This is a genomic window from Vibrio sabulosilitoris (assembly GCF_055391395.1).
The window spans coordinates 843,669-864,704 of the sequence record NZ_AP029599.1 but is presented as its reverse complement, the minus strand read 5'-3'; the positions used below and the strand labels follow the sequence as shown (position 1 = coordinate 864,704).

5 protein-coding genes, 6 tRNA genes, 6 rRNA genes and 1 riboswitch are annotated in these 21,036 nt (G+C 49.2%); of the genes, 3 read left to right on the top strand and 14 right to left on the bottom strand.

Features of this window, described 5'->3' with window-relative positions:
* Positions 1-23: 23 nt before the first annotated feature.
* Positions 24-1,787 carry a PglL family O-oligosaccharyltransferase gene (locus ACZ5R2_RS04285; RefSeq protein WP_464901167.1) on the top strand — a complete coding sequence of 588 codons (1,764 nt, stop codon included), beginning with the start codon at positions 24-26 and terminating at the stop codon, positions 1,785-1,787.
* Between the two features lie 60 nt (positions 1,788-1,847).
* Here the strand turns inward: ACZ5R2_RS04285 and ACZ5R2_RS04280 are convergent, their stop codons facing one another.
* Positions 1,848-2,966 (bottom strand): pyridoxal-phosphate-dependent aminotransferase family protein, encoded by a 1,119-nt coding sequence (locus tag ACZ5R2_RS04280; protein WP_464901166.1) that lies wholly within the window; start codon positions 2,964-2,966, stop codon positions 1,848-1,850.
* Between the two features lie 186 nt (positions 2,967-3,152).
* Positions 3,153-3,329: riboswitch (Lysine riboswitch) on the top strand.
* 89 nt (positions 3,330-3,418) lie between these two features.
* Here ACZ5R2_RS04280 and lysC point away from each other — a divergent pair.
* A complete protein-coding gene (gene lysC / locus ACZ5R2_RS04275) occupies positions 3,419-4,771 on the top strand; it encodes a lysine-sensitive aspartokinase 3 (protein WP_464901165.1) in 1,353 nt (450 codons plus the stop codon).
* Between the two features lie 94 nt (positions 4,772-4,865).
* Here the strand turns inward: lysC and metH are convergent, their stop codons facing one another.
* Positions 4,866-8,546, bottom strand: a complete 3,681-nt coding sequence (gene metH, locus ACZ5R2_RS04270) for a methionine synthase (protein ID WP_464901164.1) — start codon at positions 8,544-8,546, stop codon at positions 4,866-4,868.
* A gap of 204 nt (positions 8,547-8,750) precedes the next feature.
* Between metH and ACZ5R2_RS04265 the strand changes: the two genes are divergently transcribed.
* The gene (locus ACZ5R2_RS04265; RefSeq protein ID WP_464901163.1) at positions 8,751-9,131 is read left to right on the top strand and encodes a hypothetical protein; all 381 of its coding nucleotides are present in this window, start codon (positions 8,751-8,753) and stop codon (positions 9,129-9,131) included.
* Between the two features lie 222 nt (positions 9,132-9,353).
* On the opposite strand, the gene ACZ5R2_RS04260 is transcribed toward ACZ5R2_RS04265, so the two are convergent.
* The 12 genes from ACZ5R2_RS04260 to ACZ5R2_RS04205 form a co-directional block, all read right to left on the bottom strand.
* A tRNA-Asp gene (locus tag ACZ5R2_RS04260) sits at positions 9,354-9,430 on the bottom strand.
* Positions 9,431-9,472: 42 nt separating this feature from the next.
* A 5S ribosomal RNA gene (rrf, locus tag ACZ5R2_RS04255) occupies positions 9,473-9,588 on the bottom strand.
* A 159-nt stretch (positions 9,589-9,747) separates the two neighbouring features.
* A 23S ribosomal RNA gene (locus ACZ5R2_RS04250) occupies positions 9,748-12,634 on the bottom strand.
* A gap of 358 nt (positions 12,635-12,992) precedes the next feature.
* A tRNA-Val gene (locus tag ACZ5R2_RS04245) sits at positions 12,993-13,068 on the bottom strand.
* Positions 13,069-13,100: 32 nt separating this feature from the next.
* A tRNA-Lys gene (locus ACZ5R2_RS04240) sits at positions 13,101-13,176 on the bottom strand.
* An 18-nt stretch (positions 13,177-13,194) separates the two neighbouring features.
* Positions 13,195-13,270, bottom strand: a tRNA-Glu gene (locus ACZ5R2_RS04235).
* A gap of 126 nt (positions 13,271-13,396) precedes the next feature.
* Positions 13,397-14,949, bottom strand: a 16S ribosomal RNA gene (locus tag ACZ5R2_RS04230).
* A 331-nt stretch (positions 14,950-15,280) separates the two neighbouring features.
* Positions 15,281-15,396: ribosomal RNA gene (gene rrf / locus ACZ5R2_RS04225) — 5S ribosomal RNA — on the bottom strand.
* Positions 15,397-15,520: 124 nt separating this feature from the next.
* Positions 15,521-18,407 (bottom strand): 23S ribosomal RNA (locus ACZ5R2_RS04220).
* Positions 18,408-18,759: 352 nt separating this feature from the next.
* Positions 18,760-18,835 (bottom strand) — tRNA-Ala (locus ACZ5R2_RS04215).
* Positions 18,836-18,876: 41 nt separating this feature from the next.
* A tRNA-Ile gene (locus ACZ5R2_RS04210) sits at positions 18,877-18,953 on the bottom strand.
* Between the two features lie 65 nt (positions 18,954-19,018).
* Positions 19,019-20,587: ribosomal RNA gene (locus ACZ5R2_RS04205) — 16S ribosomal RNA — on the bottom strand.
* Together the 16S, 23S and 5S rRNA genes with 6 tRNA genes alongside form the textbook arrangement of a ribosomal RNA operon.
* Positions 20,588-21,036 lie beyond the last annotated feature (449 nt).

Genomic DNA, 21,036 nt, shown 5'->3' with positions numbered 1-21,036 from the left:
GCAACCCTCACTCAGAGCAAATTATGGCCACTATCCATGTTAGCGGGACACAACTTCAGCCGGCAAAACCGGTTATCCCTTTAAATCGTCCATTCATCATGGCGCTCAGCGCGGTGTTCCTGCTATTTATGCATGTTTTTATGCCTAACCCGGGAGGCTCAGGCTTAGCGCTTACCTTCAACAATACTACCTGGGCTGGCCTTAGCCTAGCTATTGGCCTTGGTTTATATCAAATCAGCATCAACCACTACCTGCGTTACAACAAGTTCACTATAGGTCTGTTGATTGCCTGTGGTTTACTCAGCCTGCCAATGCTGTACTCCGCTGCCGACATACCAACGGTCGCACCGCGCATACTCGCCTTGTGGTCTGGATGGGTGTTTTTTATCGCCTTGCAGCAGTTTCGTTTGGGCAATAAACACAAGCAGCGAATCCTAGAGCTTATCGTTATCGCCAGCGTGATTGAGGCACTAATTGGTTATGGGCAGTATTTCTGGTTAGAGCCGGGCAATCAATTTGGCTATAACGCTATCGACAATCGCCCCTATGGTATTTTCCAACAAGCGAATGTGATGGCCAGTTTCCTTGCGACTGGACTGGTTCTATCAGGCTATCTATTGGCACGCAAAAACAACCGCTACAGTACACTGCTCGATACTGGTTTGCACTATATCACTCCGCTACTTCTTACCCCTATGTTGGTGGTTCTAGCCTCACGAACGGGCTGGATTAGTGCACTTGTTGTGGTCGTGATGATCATGCCCTACTTATGGCGCTTTTCTACCAAACGCCGTGCCTTGACTTGGCTAGCGATGGTTGTGATTGGCACAGGGCTCGGCTTTGTCGCAAGCCAACATCAACACAAGACCGAGTTTATTGCACAAAAAGTGACCCTGACGGATGTCCGACAAGATATCTACTCTCAAGCAATGGATATGATGATTGAGAAGCCGTTTACTGGCTGGGGCTATGGACGGTTTGAATCGCAATACACCCTGTATACAGCGCGCCAACATCAAATCAACCATAAATATCAACCTGGCTTGCCGGCGATGGACCATCCTCATAACGAAATCTTGTTGTGGGGGATTGAAGGTGGGATTGTCCCGTTATTTGGGCTATTGCTGGTTGCCCTACTGACTGTGGCGCGGATCAGACAGGCAAAGCCGGGAACTCGTCTTGCTTTGCTGGCGCTTTTTGTACCGCTATTGCTCCACTCTCAGCTTGAGTATCCCTTTTACCACTCAGCGATCCATTGGATCGTTCTGATCATCTTGCTGTACTGGGTTGACCAGCGCACGAGCAAGCTAAGACACGCCCACTTTTCACCCTTGATCAAAGCTGGTTTACGTGTGAGCTGCTTGGTTGTTCCCGTTGCTACAATGACCTACATGGTCAGTGCTATGCATACCAACCATGTCCTGACTCAATTTGAGCAGTCTTCGCCTAAGGACCCCAAAATCCTTGAGCGAATCTCTAACCCGTATGCATGGGCAGAGCGTTATCAATGGGCAATCTACAGCACCTATTTTGATATTGGCCTACAGACGGGTGACCATAGCTACACCCAAGTCTACATAAACTGGTCACTTGATATGATCAAACGTAAACCAAGGCCTGAGCTGTATAAGAACTTGATATTGGCGTATTCTGCGATGGGGGATGAGCGTAAAGCTAAGCAGGTACGCACTGAAGCCGAACTCTTGTACCCAAGGCTCGCTTTTCCGGCCCAGAGTCGCACCGCTCCTGTCCGAGCTTCTGTTATCACTCCAGACTTGCAACCGTGACGGCATAAGAAAAATCGCCAAGCGCCACCAAACTCCATGTTTGGCGGCGCCAGAAAAAAACTAGCGTAGCTTCTCCTCAAGCGCCTTTAGACATAGCGCGACGTTTTGCTCTGAGGCACCATAGCCCATCAAGCCAATCCGCCATGCCTTGCCAGCAAGCGCGCCCAAACCAGCCCCAATCTCAAGATTGAACTCATTGAGTAGCTCTGAGCGCACCTGCGCTTCATCGATGCCTTCAGGCACATAAACGGCGTTGAGCTGAGGCAGGCGATATGCCTCATCAACCACAAACGTAAAGCCAAGACTCTCCAGCCCCTGCTTTAGCTTGTCGTGCATTGCTTGGTGACGCGCCCAGGCTTGCTCTAGACCCTCATTTTGGAGTATGACTAATGACTCGTGGAGCGCATAAAGACTATTCACCGGTGCAGTATGGTGATAGCTACGTTTACCCTCACCACTCCAGTAACCCAGCACTAGGCTTTGGTCGAGAAACCAACTTTGAATAGGATGGGTACGTGATTGAATCTTCTCGATAGCTGCTGGTGAAAACGTTAATGGAGAAAGGCCTGGCACGCAGGATAGACACTTCTGACTTCCAGAATAGACCGCATCCAACTGCCACTCATCCACTTTGAGTGGAACACCTCCGAGCGAAGTAACGGTATCAACTATGGTTAGCACACTATGACGTTTAGCCAGTGCGCCCAATGCTTGCGCATCACTGACGGCACCTGTCGATGTCTCAGCATGCACAAAAGCCAATATCTTAGCATCTGAGTGCTCAATCAGTGCCTGCTCTACCTTACTCACTGAAACTGGGGTTCCCCAGTCATCGTCTATCACTATCGCTTCACCACCAGCACGGACAACATTCTCTCGCATCCGCTCACCAAACACCCCATTACGACAAACAATAACTTTATCACCTGGCTCAACTAAATTGACAAAACAAGCCTCCATGCCCGCACTACCGGGGGCAGATACCGCAATAGTAAACGCATTTTGGGTTTGAAAAGCGTATTTAAGTAGGCTTTTGAGCTCATCCATCATCTGGATAAAGAGTGGGTCGAGGTGACCAATCGTGGGTCGACTCATTGCCTGAAGCACTTGTGGTGAGATGTCTGATGGGCCAGGTCCCATCAAGACTCGACGAGGGGGAATAAAGCTTTGGATAGACATACATCACTCCATTGAAATTTATTATTGTAAAACTAGCGACGCCGTTAAAGCATCGACCAGATAGGAACAAAATTGGACAGTTAAGTATAGAGTCACCAGCCAACCTATTGGGAGCAAATAGCAAAACTGCTAACAACTTCAAATATTGATTGACATTTTTGCACCAAAGCCGTTCAATGATCGACATAGAACAGAAGAGGAGCGCTGCCCAGGCAGGTGGATAGTGGAATCGCAATTCCGATACTATTTACCGAGGGGGAGTAGCGCCGAGATAGGAATTTTTTGCGAGATTTTCCTGTCGGTTGAATGGGCTGAATCCCTTCAACTGTCATCAGCTCAGTCTGATGATGAGCTTCTGAGGTCGTGACGGCACTTTTCTCACCCTCTGCTCACCCATTCCCTCTTCAAACATACTGGACGTTTAATCTTTTTGAAGTATAGGGAGACCAACTGTGAGCACATTTAATGTCGCCAAATTCGGCGGAACAAGCGTAGCCAATTTTGACGCCATGAGTCGTTGTGCAGCGATTATCGAGAGCCACCCATCAACACGACTTGTCGTGAGTAGCGCCTGCTCAGGCGTAACCAACTTGTTGGTGGCACTTGCCAATGGTGTTCCTGAGCAACAACAGCGCAGTGAGATCCTGCAGCAAATCGCCGATATTCATGAAGCTATCCTGGCAAAACTCAATCAAGCAGATGAGGCAGCTGCTGAGGTATATGCAATTCTAGATACCATTACCAGCCTAGCTGAGGCTGCCTCGATCCAATCTAGCACTAAGCTAACGGATCATTTGGTTGCGTGTGGTGAGCTGATGTCAACCCACATCCTTGCCCAATTAATGCGCGAGCAAGGCATCAACGCGGTTCGCTTTGATATCCGCGAAGTGCTCAAAACCGATAGCAACTTTGGCCGTGCAGAGCCAAGCCTTGAACAAACCGCTGCTCTTGCCAAGGATATGTTGGTCCCTTTATGTCGAGAGCAGGTGGTAGTGACCCAGGGCTTTATTGGCTCAAATGATGAAGGTGATACGACAACGCTAGGACGAGGAGGCAGTGACTATAGTGCCGCCCTAATCGCAGAAGCGGTTGAAGCATCAGGACTGGAGATCTGGACCGATGTTCCAGGCATCTACACTACTGACCCACGTATCGCTCCCAATGCCGCTCCTATCGCTGAGATCAGCTTCAGTGAGGCCTCAGAAATGGCCAACTTTGGCGCGAAGATCCTTCACCCATCAACGCTGGTTCCTGCGCTGCGCCACGACATTCCTGTATTTGTGGGCTCCTCACGTGAGCCAGAGAAAGGTGGGACTTGGATCCGCCACTACGCTGAAACCACACCGCTGTATCGTGCACTTGCACTGCGCAGTAACCAGACCATGGTGACTCTGCGCAGTGCAAAAATGTTCCACGCCTATGGCTTCCTCGCTAAGGTGTTTGAGATCCTAGCCAAGCATAAGATCTCGGTCGATCTTATCACTACCTCGGAGATCAGTGTGTCGTTGACCCTTGATCAAACTGATACCTCGGGTGGTGCACCGCAACTGCCTGTCGCTGTTCGCGAAGAGCTAGAAGAGATGTGTCATGTAGAGGTAGAGCACAACCTCAGCGTGGTAGCGCTTATCGGCAACAATATGAGCGCTTCAAAAGGCTGTGCAAAACAAGTCTTTGGCACATTGGAAGACTTCAACCTACGCATGATTTGTTACGGTGCTAGCCAACACAACCTGTGCTTCTTGCTCCATGAATCTGTTGCTAAGCAAGCGGTGCAAAAACTTCACCAAGAGCTGTTTGAGAAGTAATGACTTTTCCATAATGCTTGTTGCCCCCAATCGCCGGGGTTGACCAAAACTAAGCCCCTCATTGTAAGGGGCTTTGTTATTTTTTTATCAGTGATTAGCCATTAATGTTGGGCCCTAACCACTTTTCTGCCTCTTCAAGCTCCCAACCCTTGCGATCGGCGTAGCTCGCAACCTGGTCTGGTTGGATCTGAGCAATGGCAAAATAGCGAGATTCAGGGTGTGAGAAGTACCAACCTGATACCGAGGCCCCAGGCCACATCGCGTAGCTTGAGGTCAGTGACATGCCAATATTTTGCTCAACATCGAGCAGTGACCAGATGCAGCCCTTTTCGGTATGCTCAGGACATGCAGGATAACCTGGTGCAGGGCGGATCCCTTGGTAGTTTTCACGGATCAGCTCTTCATTAGAGAGGGCTTCGTCCGCAGCATAACCCCAAATTTCCTTACGTACTCGTTCATGCAAGTACTCAGCAAATGCCTCCGCAAGGCGATCGGCAACCGCTTGGATCATGATCGCGTTGTAATCATCACCCTCGGCCTTGAACTGATCAGCAAGCTCACGCTCACCTATACCACCCGTCACAGCAAAACCACCAATCCAGTCCGGCTTACCGCTCTCTTTTGGCGCGATATAGTCAGATAGACAGTAATTATAGCCTTTTGGCTTCTCTGTCTGCTGACGCAGGTTACACAGCACTTGCGCGACTTGCGTGCGAGACTCGTCGATATACACCTCAATATCATCTCCGACACTGGCTGCCGGGAATAGGCCGCATATACCACGGACCTTGAGTAGTCCCTCTGCCTGGACTCGATCTAGCCACTCATTAGCATCTTGGTAGAGGCGCTGAGCCTCTTCACCGACCTCTTCATGTTCAAAGATCTTTGGGTACTTACCGACCAAAGACCAAGTCATAAAGAATGGGGTCCAGTCAATATAATCTCTTAATATTGCCACATCGACGTCATCAAAGATGTGAATACCTGATTTCACCGGCACTGGCGGAGTGTAGGAACTCCAATCAATTGCGACTTTGTTCTCTCGCGCCTGCTCGAGTGTCACCGGTTTGGTTCGCGGCTTCTTACGATTATGCTGATCACGCACTCGCTCATAATCCGCATCCAATTTGGTCACAAAATCAGGTCTGAGTTCATCAGAGAGGAGTGAGGTACAAACGCCCACTGCGCGTGAGGCATTGTTGACGTAAACTACAGGGTGCGAATAGTTTTTTTCAATTTTAACCGCAGTATGCGCCTTAGACGTGGTGGCGCCACCAATCAAGAGTGGCAAGTCAAAGTCTAAGCGCTCCATCTCTTTAGCCACATGCACCATCTCATCAAGCGATGGGGTGATCAGACCCGACAGGCCAATGATGTCAACGTTCTCTTCTTTGGCTACCTTGAGGATCTTTTCACACGGCACCATAACGCCAAGGTCGATGATCTCGTAGTTATTACACTGCAAGACCACACCAACGATATTCTTACCAATATCATGAACGTCGCCCTTCACTGTCGCGAGCAAGATCTTACCGTTTGAGCTCCCCTGTTGCTTTTCAGCATTGATATAAGGTTCCAAGTGCCCAACAGCTTGCTTCATCACGCGCGCCGACTTAACCACTTGTGGCAGGAACATCTTACCCTCACCGAACAGGTCACCGACCACGTTCATCCCATCCATGAGAGGCCCTTCAATCACCTCCAAAGGCTTGGTGGCATTCTGACGTGCTTCCTCAGTATCCTCAATAATGAACTCAGTGATCCCTTTCACCAGAGCATGCTCTAAACGCTTGGCAACAGGCCAAGTGCGCCACTCAAGCGCCGATGCATCATCTTCTTTACCCACGGCATTTTCACGGTACTCTTCCGCAATCTCTAGCAGTCGCTCAGTGCTATCATCGCGACGGTTGAGAACCACATCCTCAACGGCTTCACGCAGCTTCTCCGGCACGTTGTCATAAATCTCGAGTTGACCTGCGTTAACAATGCCCATGTCCATACCGTTTTTAAAACAGTGATAGAGGAACACCGCATGAATCGCCTCGCGAACGTAGTTGTTGCCGCGGAATGAGAAGGAAACGTTCGACACCCCACCAGAAATCATCGCATGCGGGAGGTCACGTTTGATATCTGCCACAGCCTCAATAAAATCAACCGCGTAGTTATTATGTTCCTCAATACCGGTCGCAACCGCAAAAATATTCGGGTCAAAAATGATATCTTCTGCTGGGAAACCAACCTCATCGACTAGAATGCGATAGGCATTGGTACAGATTTCCAGTTTACGCTCACGAGTCTCAGCCTGCCCCTGCTCATCAAACGCCATAACGATCACAGCAGCACCATAACGGCGGATCAGCTTAGCTTGCTCAACAAACTTCTGTTTGCCCTCTTTAAGTGAGATGGAGTTAACGATCCCTTTGCCCTGGATACATTTCAGCCCAGCCTCAATCACCTCCCACTTCGAGGAGTCGACCATAATCGGTACGCGTGAGATCTCAGGCTCTGACGCACACAGATTGAGAAAGCGAACCATGCATGCCTCGGCATCCAGCATCCCTTCATCCATGTTGATATCGATGATCTGGGCACCGTTTTCAACTTGCTGGCGTGCAACCTCTAGAGCCTCATCGTAAAGCTCTTCTTTGATTAGACGCTTAAATCGAGCAGAGCCAGTAACGTTGGTGCGCTCACCAACATTGATAAATAGGCTATCTTTCTCAATCGTTAGCGGCTCAAGTCCAGATAGACGACAGGCAACCGAAAGCTCGGGCAAAGCTCGCGGCTTGAGGTCAGCAACAGCCGTAGCCATTTGGCGGATATGTTCTGGTGTTGTGCCGCAACAGCCACCTATCATATTAAGGAAGCCACTTTGTGCCCATTCTTTAACATGACTGGCCATCTCTTCCGGTGACAAGTCATATTCACCAAACGCATTCGGTAAGCCGGCGTTAGGGTGGGTGGAAACATAGGTCTCAGAGATACGAGAAAGCTCTTCGACGTAAGGTCTTAGTTCATCAGGGCCAAGTGCACAGTTGAGGCCAAAGGTAATTGGGTTAACATGACGCAGCGCATTATAAAATGCCTCAGTGGTTTGTCCCGAGAGAGTACGTCCAGATGCGTCGGTAATGGTCCCGGAGATCATCACAGGCAATGTGGTACCCATTTTCTCAAAGACACTATCAACGGCAAAAGCACAGGCTTTAGCGTTAAGGGTATCAAAGATGGTTTCAATAAGGATCAGATCACAGCCACCTTTGATCAGCGCACGGGTTGATTCAGAATACGCTTCAACTAACTGGTCAAAGCTGACATTACGGTAGCCGGGATCGTTCACATCTGGAGAGATAGAACACGTGCGGTTGGTCGGACCTAACACACCCGCGACATAGCGAGGTTTCTCTGGTGTCTTTTGCGTCCATTCATCGGCGGCAGCGCGAGCTAGCCTCGCAGCCTCATAGTTGATCTCCTCGCTCAGGCCCTGCATATCATAGTCGGCCATCGCGATGGTGGTTGCGTTAAAGGTATTGGTCTCAAGAATATCCGCACCGGCTTCTAGGTATTCGCTGTGAATAGCCTTAATCAGCTCTGGTTGCGTTAGAACCAATAAATCATTGTTTCCCTTTAGGTCACAATGCCAATCAGCAAAACGTGCTCCTCGATAATCGCTTTCCTCGAGCTTATGTCCCTGGATCATGGTGCCCATGCCACCGTCGATCAACAGTATCTTTTGCTTGAGTTGAGCCTCAATCTGCTGTCTTACATTCGTTCCCACTTTACAGCCTCATTCCGTGTTCATTTCCTACATCCTACCACACAAGCTACAGATATCTAGACGTCTAAATAAACCGGATAGATTAATTTTTGATTTCATCTAATTTGGTCGTTTTACCTATGAAGAGGTTTATCAAACAATCTGTGAGTCACATATAAAATGGGCAACAAAACAAATAGGAAGTATGTTCGCTGGTACTTTTGGATGCCGGATGAACCAATTAAGTCACAAGCCAGTGGCGTAGCAGTACAACTAAAACAATCAGGCTGGTTTAGTAACAAATTACTAGGCCGCGCTGTTATTAAAGACATCAGTTTAGGCGGGGCAGGAATCCTGGTATCAAACCGAGTTGAAGTACCCAAAAATATTCTGATTGAAACCTCAACTGGTCAGCTTTTCAATGCAGAGATTGTCTACCAACGCGATGAGGGAGAGCTCTTTACCTTCTTAGGTGTGCTTTGGACTGATAACAATGATGAGGCGCGAATTGAGCTAATTAAAGAGGCGCAGGAGCTGACCAATACCGAGCCTCGTAATGAAAATCCAGAAACGAGAGTCGAGAGTCGAGAAGCGAGTAAAAGATAAGTGCGAATTCAGGGGCGAGGGTCGGGTTTCGGGCTTTCGCCCTCCGAGGTTCGAGTGGTGCGCGTGAAACGTTCGACGCCAACGAAACTCCTCGTTCCTCGAAGCGTAAGCGTCCCCGAAGTGCAACGTACCCGCCCCCTCGACTCTCGCTTCTCGCAACGAAGTGATCTCGCCTCTGAAATGCAAAAAAGCCTCAGCATTTCTGCTGAGGCTTAATATAAATGGCGGAGTGGACGGGACTCGAACCCGCGACCCCCGGCGTGACAGGCCGGTATTCTAACCAACTGAACTACCACTCCGCAGTGGCGTACTTGCTATCAAGCAAGTGTCCAAAATTTAAAGCCTGGCGATGTCCTACTCTCACATGGGGAAGCCCCACACTACCATCGGCGCTATTGTGTTTCACTTCTGAGTTCGGCATGGAATCAGGTGGGTCCACAACGCTATGGTCGCCAAGCAAATTCTGTTTTTGTCTTCACTTTTTCAAAAAGTGAAAGCAAAAGATTCGGAAAGCTGTAAGCTTAAAACTCGTCTCTCGACTCTCGTTTCTCGCTTCTATTCTCTTACACATTCAAAGTTCTTAGCTTTGAGTCCATCAAAACCCTTTGGGTGTTGTATGGTTAAGCCTCACGGGCAATTAGTACAGGTTAGCTCAACGCCTCACAACGCTTACACACCCTGCCTATCAACGTTCTAGTCTCGAACAACCCTTAAGGATACTTAAAGTATCAGGGAAGACTCATCTCAGGGCTCGCTTCCCGCTTAGATGCTTTCAGCGGTTATCGATTCCGAACTTAGCTACCGGGCAATGCGATTGGCATCACAACCCGAACACCAGAGGTTCGTCCACTCCGGTCCTCTCGTACTAGGAGCAGCCCCCTTCAATCTTCCAACGCCCACGGCAGATAGGGACCGAACTGTCTCACGACGTTCTAAACCCAGCTCGCGTACCACTTTAAATGGCGAACAGCCATACCCTTGGGACCGACTTCAGCCCCAGGATGTGATGAGCCGACATCGAGGTGCCAAACACCGCCGTCGATATGAACTCTTGGGCGGTATCAGCCTGTTATCCCCGGAGTACCTTTTATCCGTTGAGCGATGGCCCTTCCATACAGAACCACCGGATCACTATGACCTGCTTTCGCACCTGCTCGAATTGTCATTCTCGCAGTCAAGCGGGCTTATGCCATTGCACTAACCTCACGATGTCCAACCGTGATTAGCCCACCTTCGTGCTCCTCCGTTACTCTTTGGGAGGAGACCGCCCCAGTCAAACTACCCACCAGGCACTGTCCTCAACCCCGATTAGGGGTCTAAGTTAGAACATCAAACATACAAGGGTGGTATTTCAAGGATGGCTCCACTAATACTGGCGTACTAGTTTCAAAGCCTCCCACCTATCCTACACATGTAGGCTCAATGTTCAGTGCCAAGCTGTAGTAAAGGTTCACGGGGTCTTTCCGTCTAGCCGCGGGTACACTGCATCTTCACAGCGATTTCAATTTCACTGAGTCTCGGGTGGAGACAGCGTGGCCATCATTACGCCATTCGTGCAGGTCGGAACTTACCCGACAAGGAATTTCGCTACCTTAGGACCGTTATAGTTACGGCCGCCGTTTACCGGGGCTTCGATCAAGAGCTTCGACCTAAGTCTAACCCCATCAATTAACCTTCCGGCACCGGGCAGGCGTCACACCGTATACGTCATCTTACGATTTTGCACAGTGCTGTGTTTTTAATAAACAGTTGCAGCCACCTGGTATCTGCGACTCCCCATAGCTCCATCCGCAAGGGACTTCACCGCGAGGAGCGTACCTTCTCCCGAAGTTACGGTACCATTTTGCCTAGTTCCTTCACCCGAGTTCTCTCAAGCGCCTTGGTATTCTCTACCCGACCACCTGTGTCGGTTTGGGGTACGATTCCTTACAATCTGAAGCTTAGAGGCTTTTCCTGGAAGCATGGCATCAATGACTTCACTACCGTAGTAGCTCGACGTCGTGTCTCAGCCTTAAAAAGAGCCGGATTTACCTAACTCTTAAGCCTACGCACTTGAACCTGGACAACCATCGCCAGGCCCACCTAGCCTTCTCCGTCCCCCCATCGCAATTGTAAGAAGTACGGGAATATTAACCCGTTTCCCATCGACTACGCCTTTCGGCCTCGCCTTAGGGGTCGACTTACCCTGCCCCGATTAACGTTGGACAGGAACCCTTGGTCTTCCGGCGAGGAGGTTTTTCACCCCCTTTATCGTTACTCATGTCAGCATTCGCACTTCTGATACCTCCAGCAAGCCTTACAGCTCACCTTCAACGGCTTACAGAACGCTCCCCTACCCAATAACTAAAAGTTATTGCCGCAGCTTCGGTGTATAGCTTAGCCCCGTTACATCTTCCGCGCAGGCCGACTCGACTAGTGAGCTATTACGCTTTCTTTAAATGATGGCTGCTTCTAAGCCAACATCCTAGCTGTCTAAGCCTTCCCACATCGTTTCCCACTTAGCTATACTTTGGGACCTTAGCTGGCGGTCTGGGTTGTTTCCCTCTCCACGACGGACGTTAGCACCCGCCGTGTGTCTCCCGGATAGTACTTACTGGTATTCGGAGTTTGCAAAGGGTTGGTAAGTCGGGATGACCCCCTAGCCTTAACAGTGCTCTACCCCCAGTAGTATTCGTCCGAGGCTCTACCTAAATAGATTTCGGGGAGAACCAGCTATCTCCAGGTTTGATTGGCCTTTCACCCCTAGCCACAAGTCATCCGCTAATTTTTCAACATTAGTCGGTTCGGTCCTCCAGTTGATGTTACTCAACCTTCAACCTGCCCATGGCTAGATCACCTGGTTTCGGGTCTATATCCAGCAACTCGACGCCCAGTTAAGACTCGATTTCTCTACGGCTCCCCTAGATGGTTAACCTCGCTACTGAATATAAGTCGCTGACCCATTATACAAAAGGTACGCAGTCACACTTTGAGGTGCTCCTACTGCTTGTACGTACACGGTTTCAGGTTCTATTTCACTCCCCTCACAGGGGTTCTTTTCGCCTTTCCCTCACGGTACTGGTTCACTATCGGTCAGTCAGTAGTATTTAGCCTTGGAGGATGGTCCCCCCATATTCAGACAGGATATCACGTGTCCCGCCCTACTCGATTTCACTGATTATGATATGTCGGTTACGGGGCTATCACCCGGTATCGCGCCACTTTCCAGAGGCTTCACCTGTATCATTAAAAGCTTAAGGGCTAGTCCAATTTCGCTCGCCGCTACTTTCGGAATCTCGGTTGATTTCTTTTCCTCGGGGTACTTAGATGTTTCAGTTCCCCCGGTTCGCCTCACTAACCTATGTATTCAGTTAGTGATACTCTCTTATGAGAGTGGGTTTCCCCATTCAGAAATCCCAGACTCACAGGTTGTTACTACCTAATCTGGGCTTATCGCAAGTTACTACGTCTTTCATCGCCTCTGACTGCCAAGGCATCCACCGTGTACGCTTAGTCACTTAACCATACAACCCCAAAGAGTTTCGGAGTTGTCGTTTAAACAACCAAAGTTGTCTGCAATTTTTATACATGATGCAGACTCGATTTTGCCGGACTCAAATATTAAGTAGCTTTCGCTACTTCCAAGAACACTTGAATGTGTGTTGGTACCTAATCTCTTATGTTTCAAAGAATATTAGGATTTGAGAACTTTTATTGAATAACATTTAAATCAAAATGTTATTCGTCAGCTTTCCAAATTGTTAAAGAGCTATGTTTCTACTTAAAGAAGACATTTTCTAAAGACTTTCAGAGTCGAAGAATCCAACCACATACAAGTTACCGAAGTGGTTTGGGAATCCGAATCCAAAAATACTTAGAGAATGGTGGGCGATACCGGGCTCGAACCAGTGACCCCCTGCTTGTAAGGCAGGTGCTCTCCCAACTGAGCTAATCGCCCACGATAGTTTTGATTCCTTCGCGGAGAAAGAATGGTGGGTCGTGCAGGATTCGAACCTGCGACCAATTGATTAAAAGTCAACTGCTCTACCAACTGAGCTAACGACCCATTTCATTTCAAAAGAAATGGTATCCCGTAGGGGAGTCGAACCCCTGTTACCGCCGTGAAAGGGCGGTGTCCTAGGCCTCTAGACGAACGGGACACTGGTGTGAATATCTTGGGGGATATTCAATACTCTCAAACTTTATAAACCATCAATCTGTGTGAACACTCATCGCGACTTATTTGTCTTCACTTTAAAAAGTGAAAGCAAACTATCCGTTTCGTATAAGGAGGTGATCCAGCCCCAGGTTCCCCTAGGGCTACCTTGTTACGACTTCACCCCAGTCATGAACCACAAAGTGGTGAGCGTCCTCCCGAAGGTTAAACTACCCACTTCTTTTGCAGCCCACTCCCATGGTGTGACGGGCGGTGTGTACAAGGCCCGGGAACGTATTCACCGTAGCATTCTGATCTACGATTACTAGCGATTCCGACTTCATGGAGTCGAGTTGCAGACTCCAATCCGGACTACGACGCACTTTTTGGGATTCGCTCACTCTCGCGAGTTGGCTGCCCTCTGTATGCGCCATTGTAGCACGTGTGTAGCCCTACTCGTAAGGGCCATGATGACTTGACGTCGTCCCCACCTTCCTCCGGTTTATCACCGGCAGTCTCCCTGGAGTTCCCGACATTACTCGCTGGCAAACAAGGATAAGGGTTGCGCTCGTTGCGGGACTTAACCCAACATTTCACAACACGAGCTGACGACAGCCATGCAGCACCTGTCTCAGAGTTCCCGAAGGCACCAAAGCATCTCTGCTAAGTTCTCTGGATGTCAAGAGTAGGTAAGGTTCTTCGCGTTGCATCGAATTAAACCACATGCTCCACCGCTTGTGCGGGCCCCCGTCAATTCATTTGAGTTTTAATCTTGCGACCGTACTCCCCAGGCGGTCTACTTAACGCGTTAGCTCCGAAAGCCACGGCTCAAGGCCACAACCTCCAAGTAGACATCGTTTACGGCGTGGACTACCAGGGTATCTAATCCTGTTTGCTCCCCACGCTTTCGCATCTGAGTGTCAGTATCTGTCCAGGGGGCCGCCTTCGCCACCGGTATTCCTTCAGATCTCTACGCATTTCACCGCTACACCTGAAATTCTACCCCCCTCTACAGTACTCTAGATGACCAGTTTCAAATGCTGTTCCGAGGTTGAGCCCCGGGCTTTCACATCTGACTTAATCATCCACCTGCATGCGCTTTACGCCCAGTAATTCCGATTAACGCTCGCACCCTCCGTATTACCGCGGCTGCTGGCACGGAGTTAGCCGGTGCTTCTTCTGCAGCTAACGTCAAATACCGCAGCTATTAACTACGATACCTTCCTCACTGCTGAAAGTGCTTTACAACCCGAAGGCCTTCTTCACACACGCGGCATGGCTGCATCAGGCTTGCGCCCATTGTGCAATATTCCCCACTGCTGCCTCCCGTAGGAGTCTGGACCGTGTCTCAGTTCCAGTGTGGCTGATCATCCTCTCAGACCAGCTAGGGATCGTTGCCTTGGTGAGCCATTACCTCACCAACTAGCTAATCCCACCTGGGCTAATCTTGACGCGAGAGGCCCGAAGGTCCCCCTCTTTGCTCCGAAGAGATTATGCGGTATTAGCTATCGTTTCCAATAGTTATCCCCCACATCAAGGCATATTCCCAGGCATTACTCACCCGTCCGCCGCTCGCCGCCCAGAAACGCACCCGAAGGATTGTAACTGTCGCTGCCGCTCGACTTGCATGTGTTAGGCCTGCCGCCAGCGTTCAATCTGAGCCATGATCAAACTCTTCAATTTAAGATTTTGTGACTCAATGAATACTGAACATTACATAAAGTAATGTTTGAATTGACTGTGCCGAATCTAATGATTCGTAATGGTCACTTCGTTCATTGAAATCAAAGTTGAAACCCCTCTCTATAAAAGAGAAATTTCTAATTGGATTATCATCAACGAGTGCCCACACAGATTGATAGGTTTATATTGTTAAAGAGCTTTGCTTTCAAGGTCTTAAGCCCGAAGCGGATGCGTATAATACGCTATTGACTCTGTAAGTCAACATAAAACACTAAATAGTTTTAGAATTTTATGGTGACTTGCTTACATAATAAGCAAAGTCGAAATTAAAGCCTGGCGATGTCCTACTCTCACATGAGGAAGCCCCACACTACCATCGGCGCTATTGTGTTTCACTTCTGAGTTCGGCATGGAATCAGGTGGGTCCACAATGCTATGGTCGCCAAGCAAATTTTTAAATTCGGAAAGCTGTAAGCTTAAAAACTCGTCTCTCGACTCTCGTTTCTCGCTTCTATTCTCTAACACATTCAAAGTTCTTGCTTTGAGTCCATCAAAACCCTTTGGGTGTTGTATGGTTAAGCCTCACGGGCAATTAGTACAGGTTAGCTCAACGCCTCACAACGCTTACACACCCTGCCTATCAACGTTCTAGTCTCGAACAACCCTTAAGGATACTTAAAGTATCAGGGAAGACTCATCTCAGGGCTCGCTTCCCGCTTAGATGCTTTCAGCGGTTATCGATTCCGAACTTAGCTACCGGGCAATGCGTCTGGCGACACAACCCGAACACCAGAGGTTCGTCCACTCCGGTCCTCTCGTACTAGGAGCAGCCCCCTTCAATCTTCCAACGCCCACGGCAGATAGGGACCGAACTGTCTCACGACGTTCTAAACCCAGCTCGCGTACCACTTTAAATGGCGAACAGCCATACCCTTGGGACCGACTTCAGCCCCAGGATGTGATGAGCCGACATCGAGGTGCCAAACACCGCCGTCGATATGAACTCTTGGGCGGTATCAGCCTGTTATCCCCGGAGTACCTTTTATCCGTTGAGCGATGGCCCTTCCATACAGAACCACCGGATCACTATGACCTGCTTTCGCACCTGCTCGAATTGTCATTCTCGCAGTCAAGCGGGCTTATGCCATTGCACTAACCTCACGATGTCCAACCGTGATTAGCCCACCTTCGTGCTCCTCCGTTACTCTTTGGGAGGAGACCGCCCCAGTCAAACTACCCACCAGGCACTGTCCTCAACCCCGATAAGGGGTCTAAGTTAGAACATCAAACATACAAGGGTGGTATTTCAAGGATGGCTCCACTAATACTGGCGTACTAGTTTCAAAGCCTCCCACCTATCCTACACATGTAGGCTCAATGTTCAGTGCCAAGCTGTAGTAAAGGTTCACGGGGTCTTTCCGTCTAGCCGCGGGTACACTGCATCTTCACAGCGATTTCAATTTCACTGAGTCTCGGGTGGAGACAGCGTGGCCATCATTACGCCATTCGTGCAGGTCGGAACTTACCCGACAAGGAATTTCGCTACCTTAGGACCGTTATAGTTACGGCCGCCGTTTACCGGGGCTTCGATCAAGAGCTTCGACCTAAGTCTAACCCCATCAATTAACCTTCCGGCACCGGGCAGGCGTCACACCGTATACGTCATCTTACGATTTTGCACAGTGCTGTGTTTTTAATAAACAGTTGCAGCCACCTGGTATCTGCGACTCCCCATAGCTCCATCCGCAAGGGACTTCACCGCGAGGAGCGTACCTTCTCCCGAAGTTACGGTACCATTTTGCCTAGTTCCTTCACCCGAGTTCTCTCAAGCGCCTTGGTATTCTCTACCCGACCACCTGTGTCGGTTTGGGGTACGATTCCTTACAATCTGAAGCTTAGAGGCTTTTCCTGGAAGCATGGCATCAATGACTTCACATCCGTAGATGCTCGACGTCGTGTCTCAGCCTTAAAAAGAGCCGGATTTACCTAACTCTTAAGCCTACGCACTTGAACCTGGACAACCGTCGCCAGGCCCACCTAGCCTTCTCCGTCCCCCCATCGCAATTGTAAGAAGTACGGGAATATTAACCCGTTTCCCATCGACTACGCCTTTCGGCCTCGCCTTAGGGGTCGACTTACCCTGCCCCGATTAACGTTGGACAGGAACCCTTGGTCTTCCGGCGAGGAGGTTTTTCACCCCCTTTATCGTTACTCATGTCAGCATTCGCACTTCTGATACCTCCAGCAAGCCTTACAGCTCACCTTCAACGGCTTACAGAACGCTCCCCTACCCAATGACTAAAAGTCATTGCCGCAGCTTCGGTGTATAGCTTAGCCCCGTTACATCTTCCGCGCAGGCCGACTCGACTAGTGAGCTATTACGCTTTCTTTAAATGATGGCTGCTTCTAAGCCAACATCCTAGCTGTCTAAGCCTTCCCACATCGTTTCCCACTTAGCTATACTTTGGGACCTTAGCTGGCGGTCTGGGTTGTTTCCCTCTCCACGACGGACGTTAGCACCCGCCGTGTGTCTCCCGGATAGTACTTACTGGTATTCGGAGTTTGCAAAGGGTTGGTAAGTCGGGATGACCCCCTAGCCTTAACAGTGCTCTACCCCCAGTAGTATTCGTCCGAGGCGCTACCTAAATAGCTTTCGGGGAGAACCAGCTATCTCCAGGTTTGATTGGCCTTTCACCCCTAGCCACAAGTCATCCGCTAATTTTTCAACATTAGTCGGTTCGGTCCTCCAGTTGATGTTACTCAACCTTCAACCTGCCCATGGCTAGATCACCTGGTTTCGGGTCTATATCCAGCAACTCGACGCCCAGTTAAGACTCGATTTCTCTACGGCTCCCCTAGATGGTTAACCTCGCTACTGAATATAAGTCGCTGACCCATTATACAAAAGGTACGCAGTCACACTTTGAGGTGCTCCTACTGCTTGTACGTACACGGTTTCAGGTTCTATTTCACTCCCCTCACAGGGGTTCTTTTCGCCTTTCCCTCACGGTACTGGTTCACTATCGGTCAGTCAGTAGTATTTAGCCTTGGAGGATGGTCCCCCCATATTCAGACAGGATATCACGTGTCCCGCCCTACTCGATTTCACTGATTATGATATGTCGGTTACGGGGCTATCACCCTGTATCGCGCCACTTTCCAGAGGCTTCACCTGTATCATTAAAAGCTTAAGGGCTAGTCCAATTTCGCTCGCCGCTACTTTCGGAATCTCGGTTGATTTCTTTTCCTCGGGGTACTTAGATGTTTCAGTTCCCCCGGTTCGCCTCACTAACCTATGTATTCAGTTAGTGATACTCTCTTATGAGAGTGGGTTTCCCCATTCAGAAATCCCAGACTCAAAGGTTGTTACTACCTAATCTGGGCTTATCGCAAGTTACTACGTCTTTCATCGCCTCTGACTGCCAAGGCATCCACCGTGTACGCTTAGTCACTTAACCATACAACCCCAAAGAGTTTCCAAAGGAAAATCTAGAGATTGTTTAATCAAACAACCAAAGTTGTCTGCAATTTTTATACATGATGCAGACTCGATTTTGCCGGACTCAAATATTAAGTAGCTTTCGCTACTTCCAAGAACACTTGAATGTGTGTTGGTACCTATATGTTCCCTTAATAAAAAGGTTCGATATAGGATTTGAGAACTTTTATTTGAATAACAACGCTTATCTAAAAGATAAGGGGATTGTTGTTATTCGTCAGCTTTCCAAATTGTTAAAGAGCAGATTTTCTATCGAAAACCATTTTTAAGAACACTCAAGACTTTCTATTTGAAAGAAATGTGCTTAAAGATGGTGGAGCTAAGCAGGATCGAACTGCTGACCTCCTGCGTGCAAGGCAGGCGCTCTCCCAGCTGAGCTATAGCCCCATCAATAGGTTGATGTCTTTGCCAATTTCTTGGGAGGAAATTGGTGGGTCTGAGTGGACTTGAACCACCGACCTCTCGCTTATCAGGCGAACGCTCTAACCACCTGAGCTACAGACCCGACATCATCTCTTCAATTCTATAAACCATCAATCTGTGTGAACACTCATCGCAATAATCATCGTATAAGGAGGTGATCCAGCCCCAGGTTCCCCTAGGGCTACCTTGTTACGACTTCACCCCAGTCATGAACCACAAAGTGGTGAGCGTCCTCCCGAAGGTTAAACTACCCACTTCTTTTGCAGCCCACTCCCATGGTGTGACGGGCGGTGTGTACAAGGCCCGGGAACGTATTCACCGTAGCATTCTGATCTACGATTACTAGCGATTCCGACTTCATGGAGTCGAGTTGCAGACTCCAATCCGGACTACGACGCACTTTTTGGGATTCGCTCACTCTCGCAAGTTGGCTGCCCTCTGTATGCGCCATTGTAGCACGTGTGTAGCCCTACTCGTAAGGGCCATGATGACTTGACGTCGTCCCCACCTTCCTCCGGTTTATCACCGGCAGTCTCCCTGGAGTTCCCGACATTACTCGCTGGCAAACAAGGATAAGGGTTGCGCTCGTTGCGGGACTTAACCCAACATTTCACAACACGAGCTGACGACAGCCATGCAGCACCTGTCTCTCAGTTCCCGAAGGCACAAGACTGTCTCCAGTCTCTTCTGAGGATGTCAAGAGTAGGTAAGGTTCTTCGCGTTGCATCGAATTAAACCACATGCTCCACCGCTTGTGCGGGCCCCCGTCAATTCATTTGAGTTTTAATCTTGCGACCGTACTCCCCAGGCGGTCTACTTAACGCGTTAGCTCCGAAAGCCACGGCTCAAGGCCACAACCTCCAAGTAGACATCGTTTACGGCGTGGACTACCAGGGTATCTAATCCTGTTTGCTCCCCACGCTTTCGCATCTGAGTGTCAGTATCTGTCCAGGGGGCCGCCTTCGCCACCGGTATTCCTTCAGATCTCTACGCATTTCACCGCTACACCTGAAATTCTACCCCCCTCTACAGTACTCTAGATAGCCAGTTTCAAATGCTGTTCCGAGGTTGAGCCCCGGGCTTTCACATCTGACTTAACTATCCACCTGCATGCGCTTTACGCCCAGTAATTCCGATTAACGCTCGCACCCTCCGTATTACCGCGGCTGCTGGCACGGAGTTAGCCGGTGCTTCTTCTGTCGCTAACGTCAAATAATGCAGCTATTAACTACACTACCTTCCTCACGACTGAAAGTGCTTTACAACCCGAAGGCCTTCTTCACACACGCGGCATGGCTGCATCAGGCTTGCGCCCATTGTGCAATATTCCCCACTGCTGCCTCCCGTAGGAGTCTGGACCGTGTCTCAGTTCCAGTGTGGCTGATCATCCTCTCAGACCAGCTAGGGATCGTTGCCTTGGTGAGCCATTACCTCACCAACTAGCTAATCCCACCTGGGCTAATCTTGACGCGAGAGGCCTAAAAGGTCCCCCTCTTTGGCTCCTGTTCATTATAAACAAGGGCATTATGCGGTATTAGCTATCGTTTCCAATAGTTATCCCCCACATCAAGGCATATTCCCAGGCATTACTCACCCGTCCGCCGCTCGCCGCCCAGAAACGCACCCGAAGGATTGTGACTGTCGCTGCCGCTCGACTTGCATGTGTTAGGCCTGCCGCCAGCGTTCAATCTGAGCCATGATCAAACTCTTCAATTTAAGATTTTGTGACTCAATGAATACTGAACATTACATAGTAATGTTTGAATTGACTGTGCTCTTATTGGTTTTCACTTTTCCTCTCTATTTAAATAAAGGAGTAAAACAAAACAGCTCAAGGCTGCTTCCCAACTTGAATTGGTCACTCAGTTCATTGATAGTCAGTTGATTCCGAGGAATCAGTTTTTGATTTTACTTTTTATAAAAAAGTGAAAACCAAAAGTGGATTATCATCAACGAGTGCCCACACAGATTGATAGGTTTATATTTTTAAAGAGCTATCTTCTTTTGTGACCTGAATCACTTCGGAAGAGGCGGCCATTTTAGCGAGATAATTGTCAGTGTCAAACACTTTTTTCAATTTTCTTTACTTTTAAAAAGTAAATCCGATTGCTCATTTCGCTAGTCTTTATGACCTGTCTGACTGGCTTGTGAACCCTTGTGAGCCC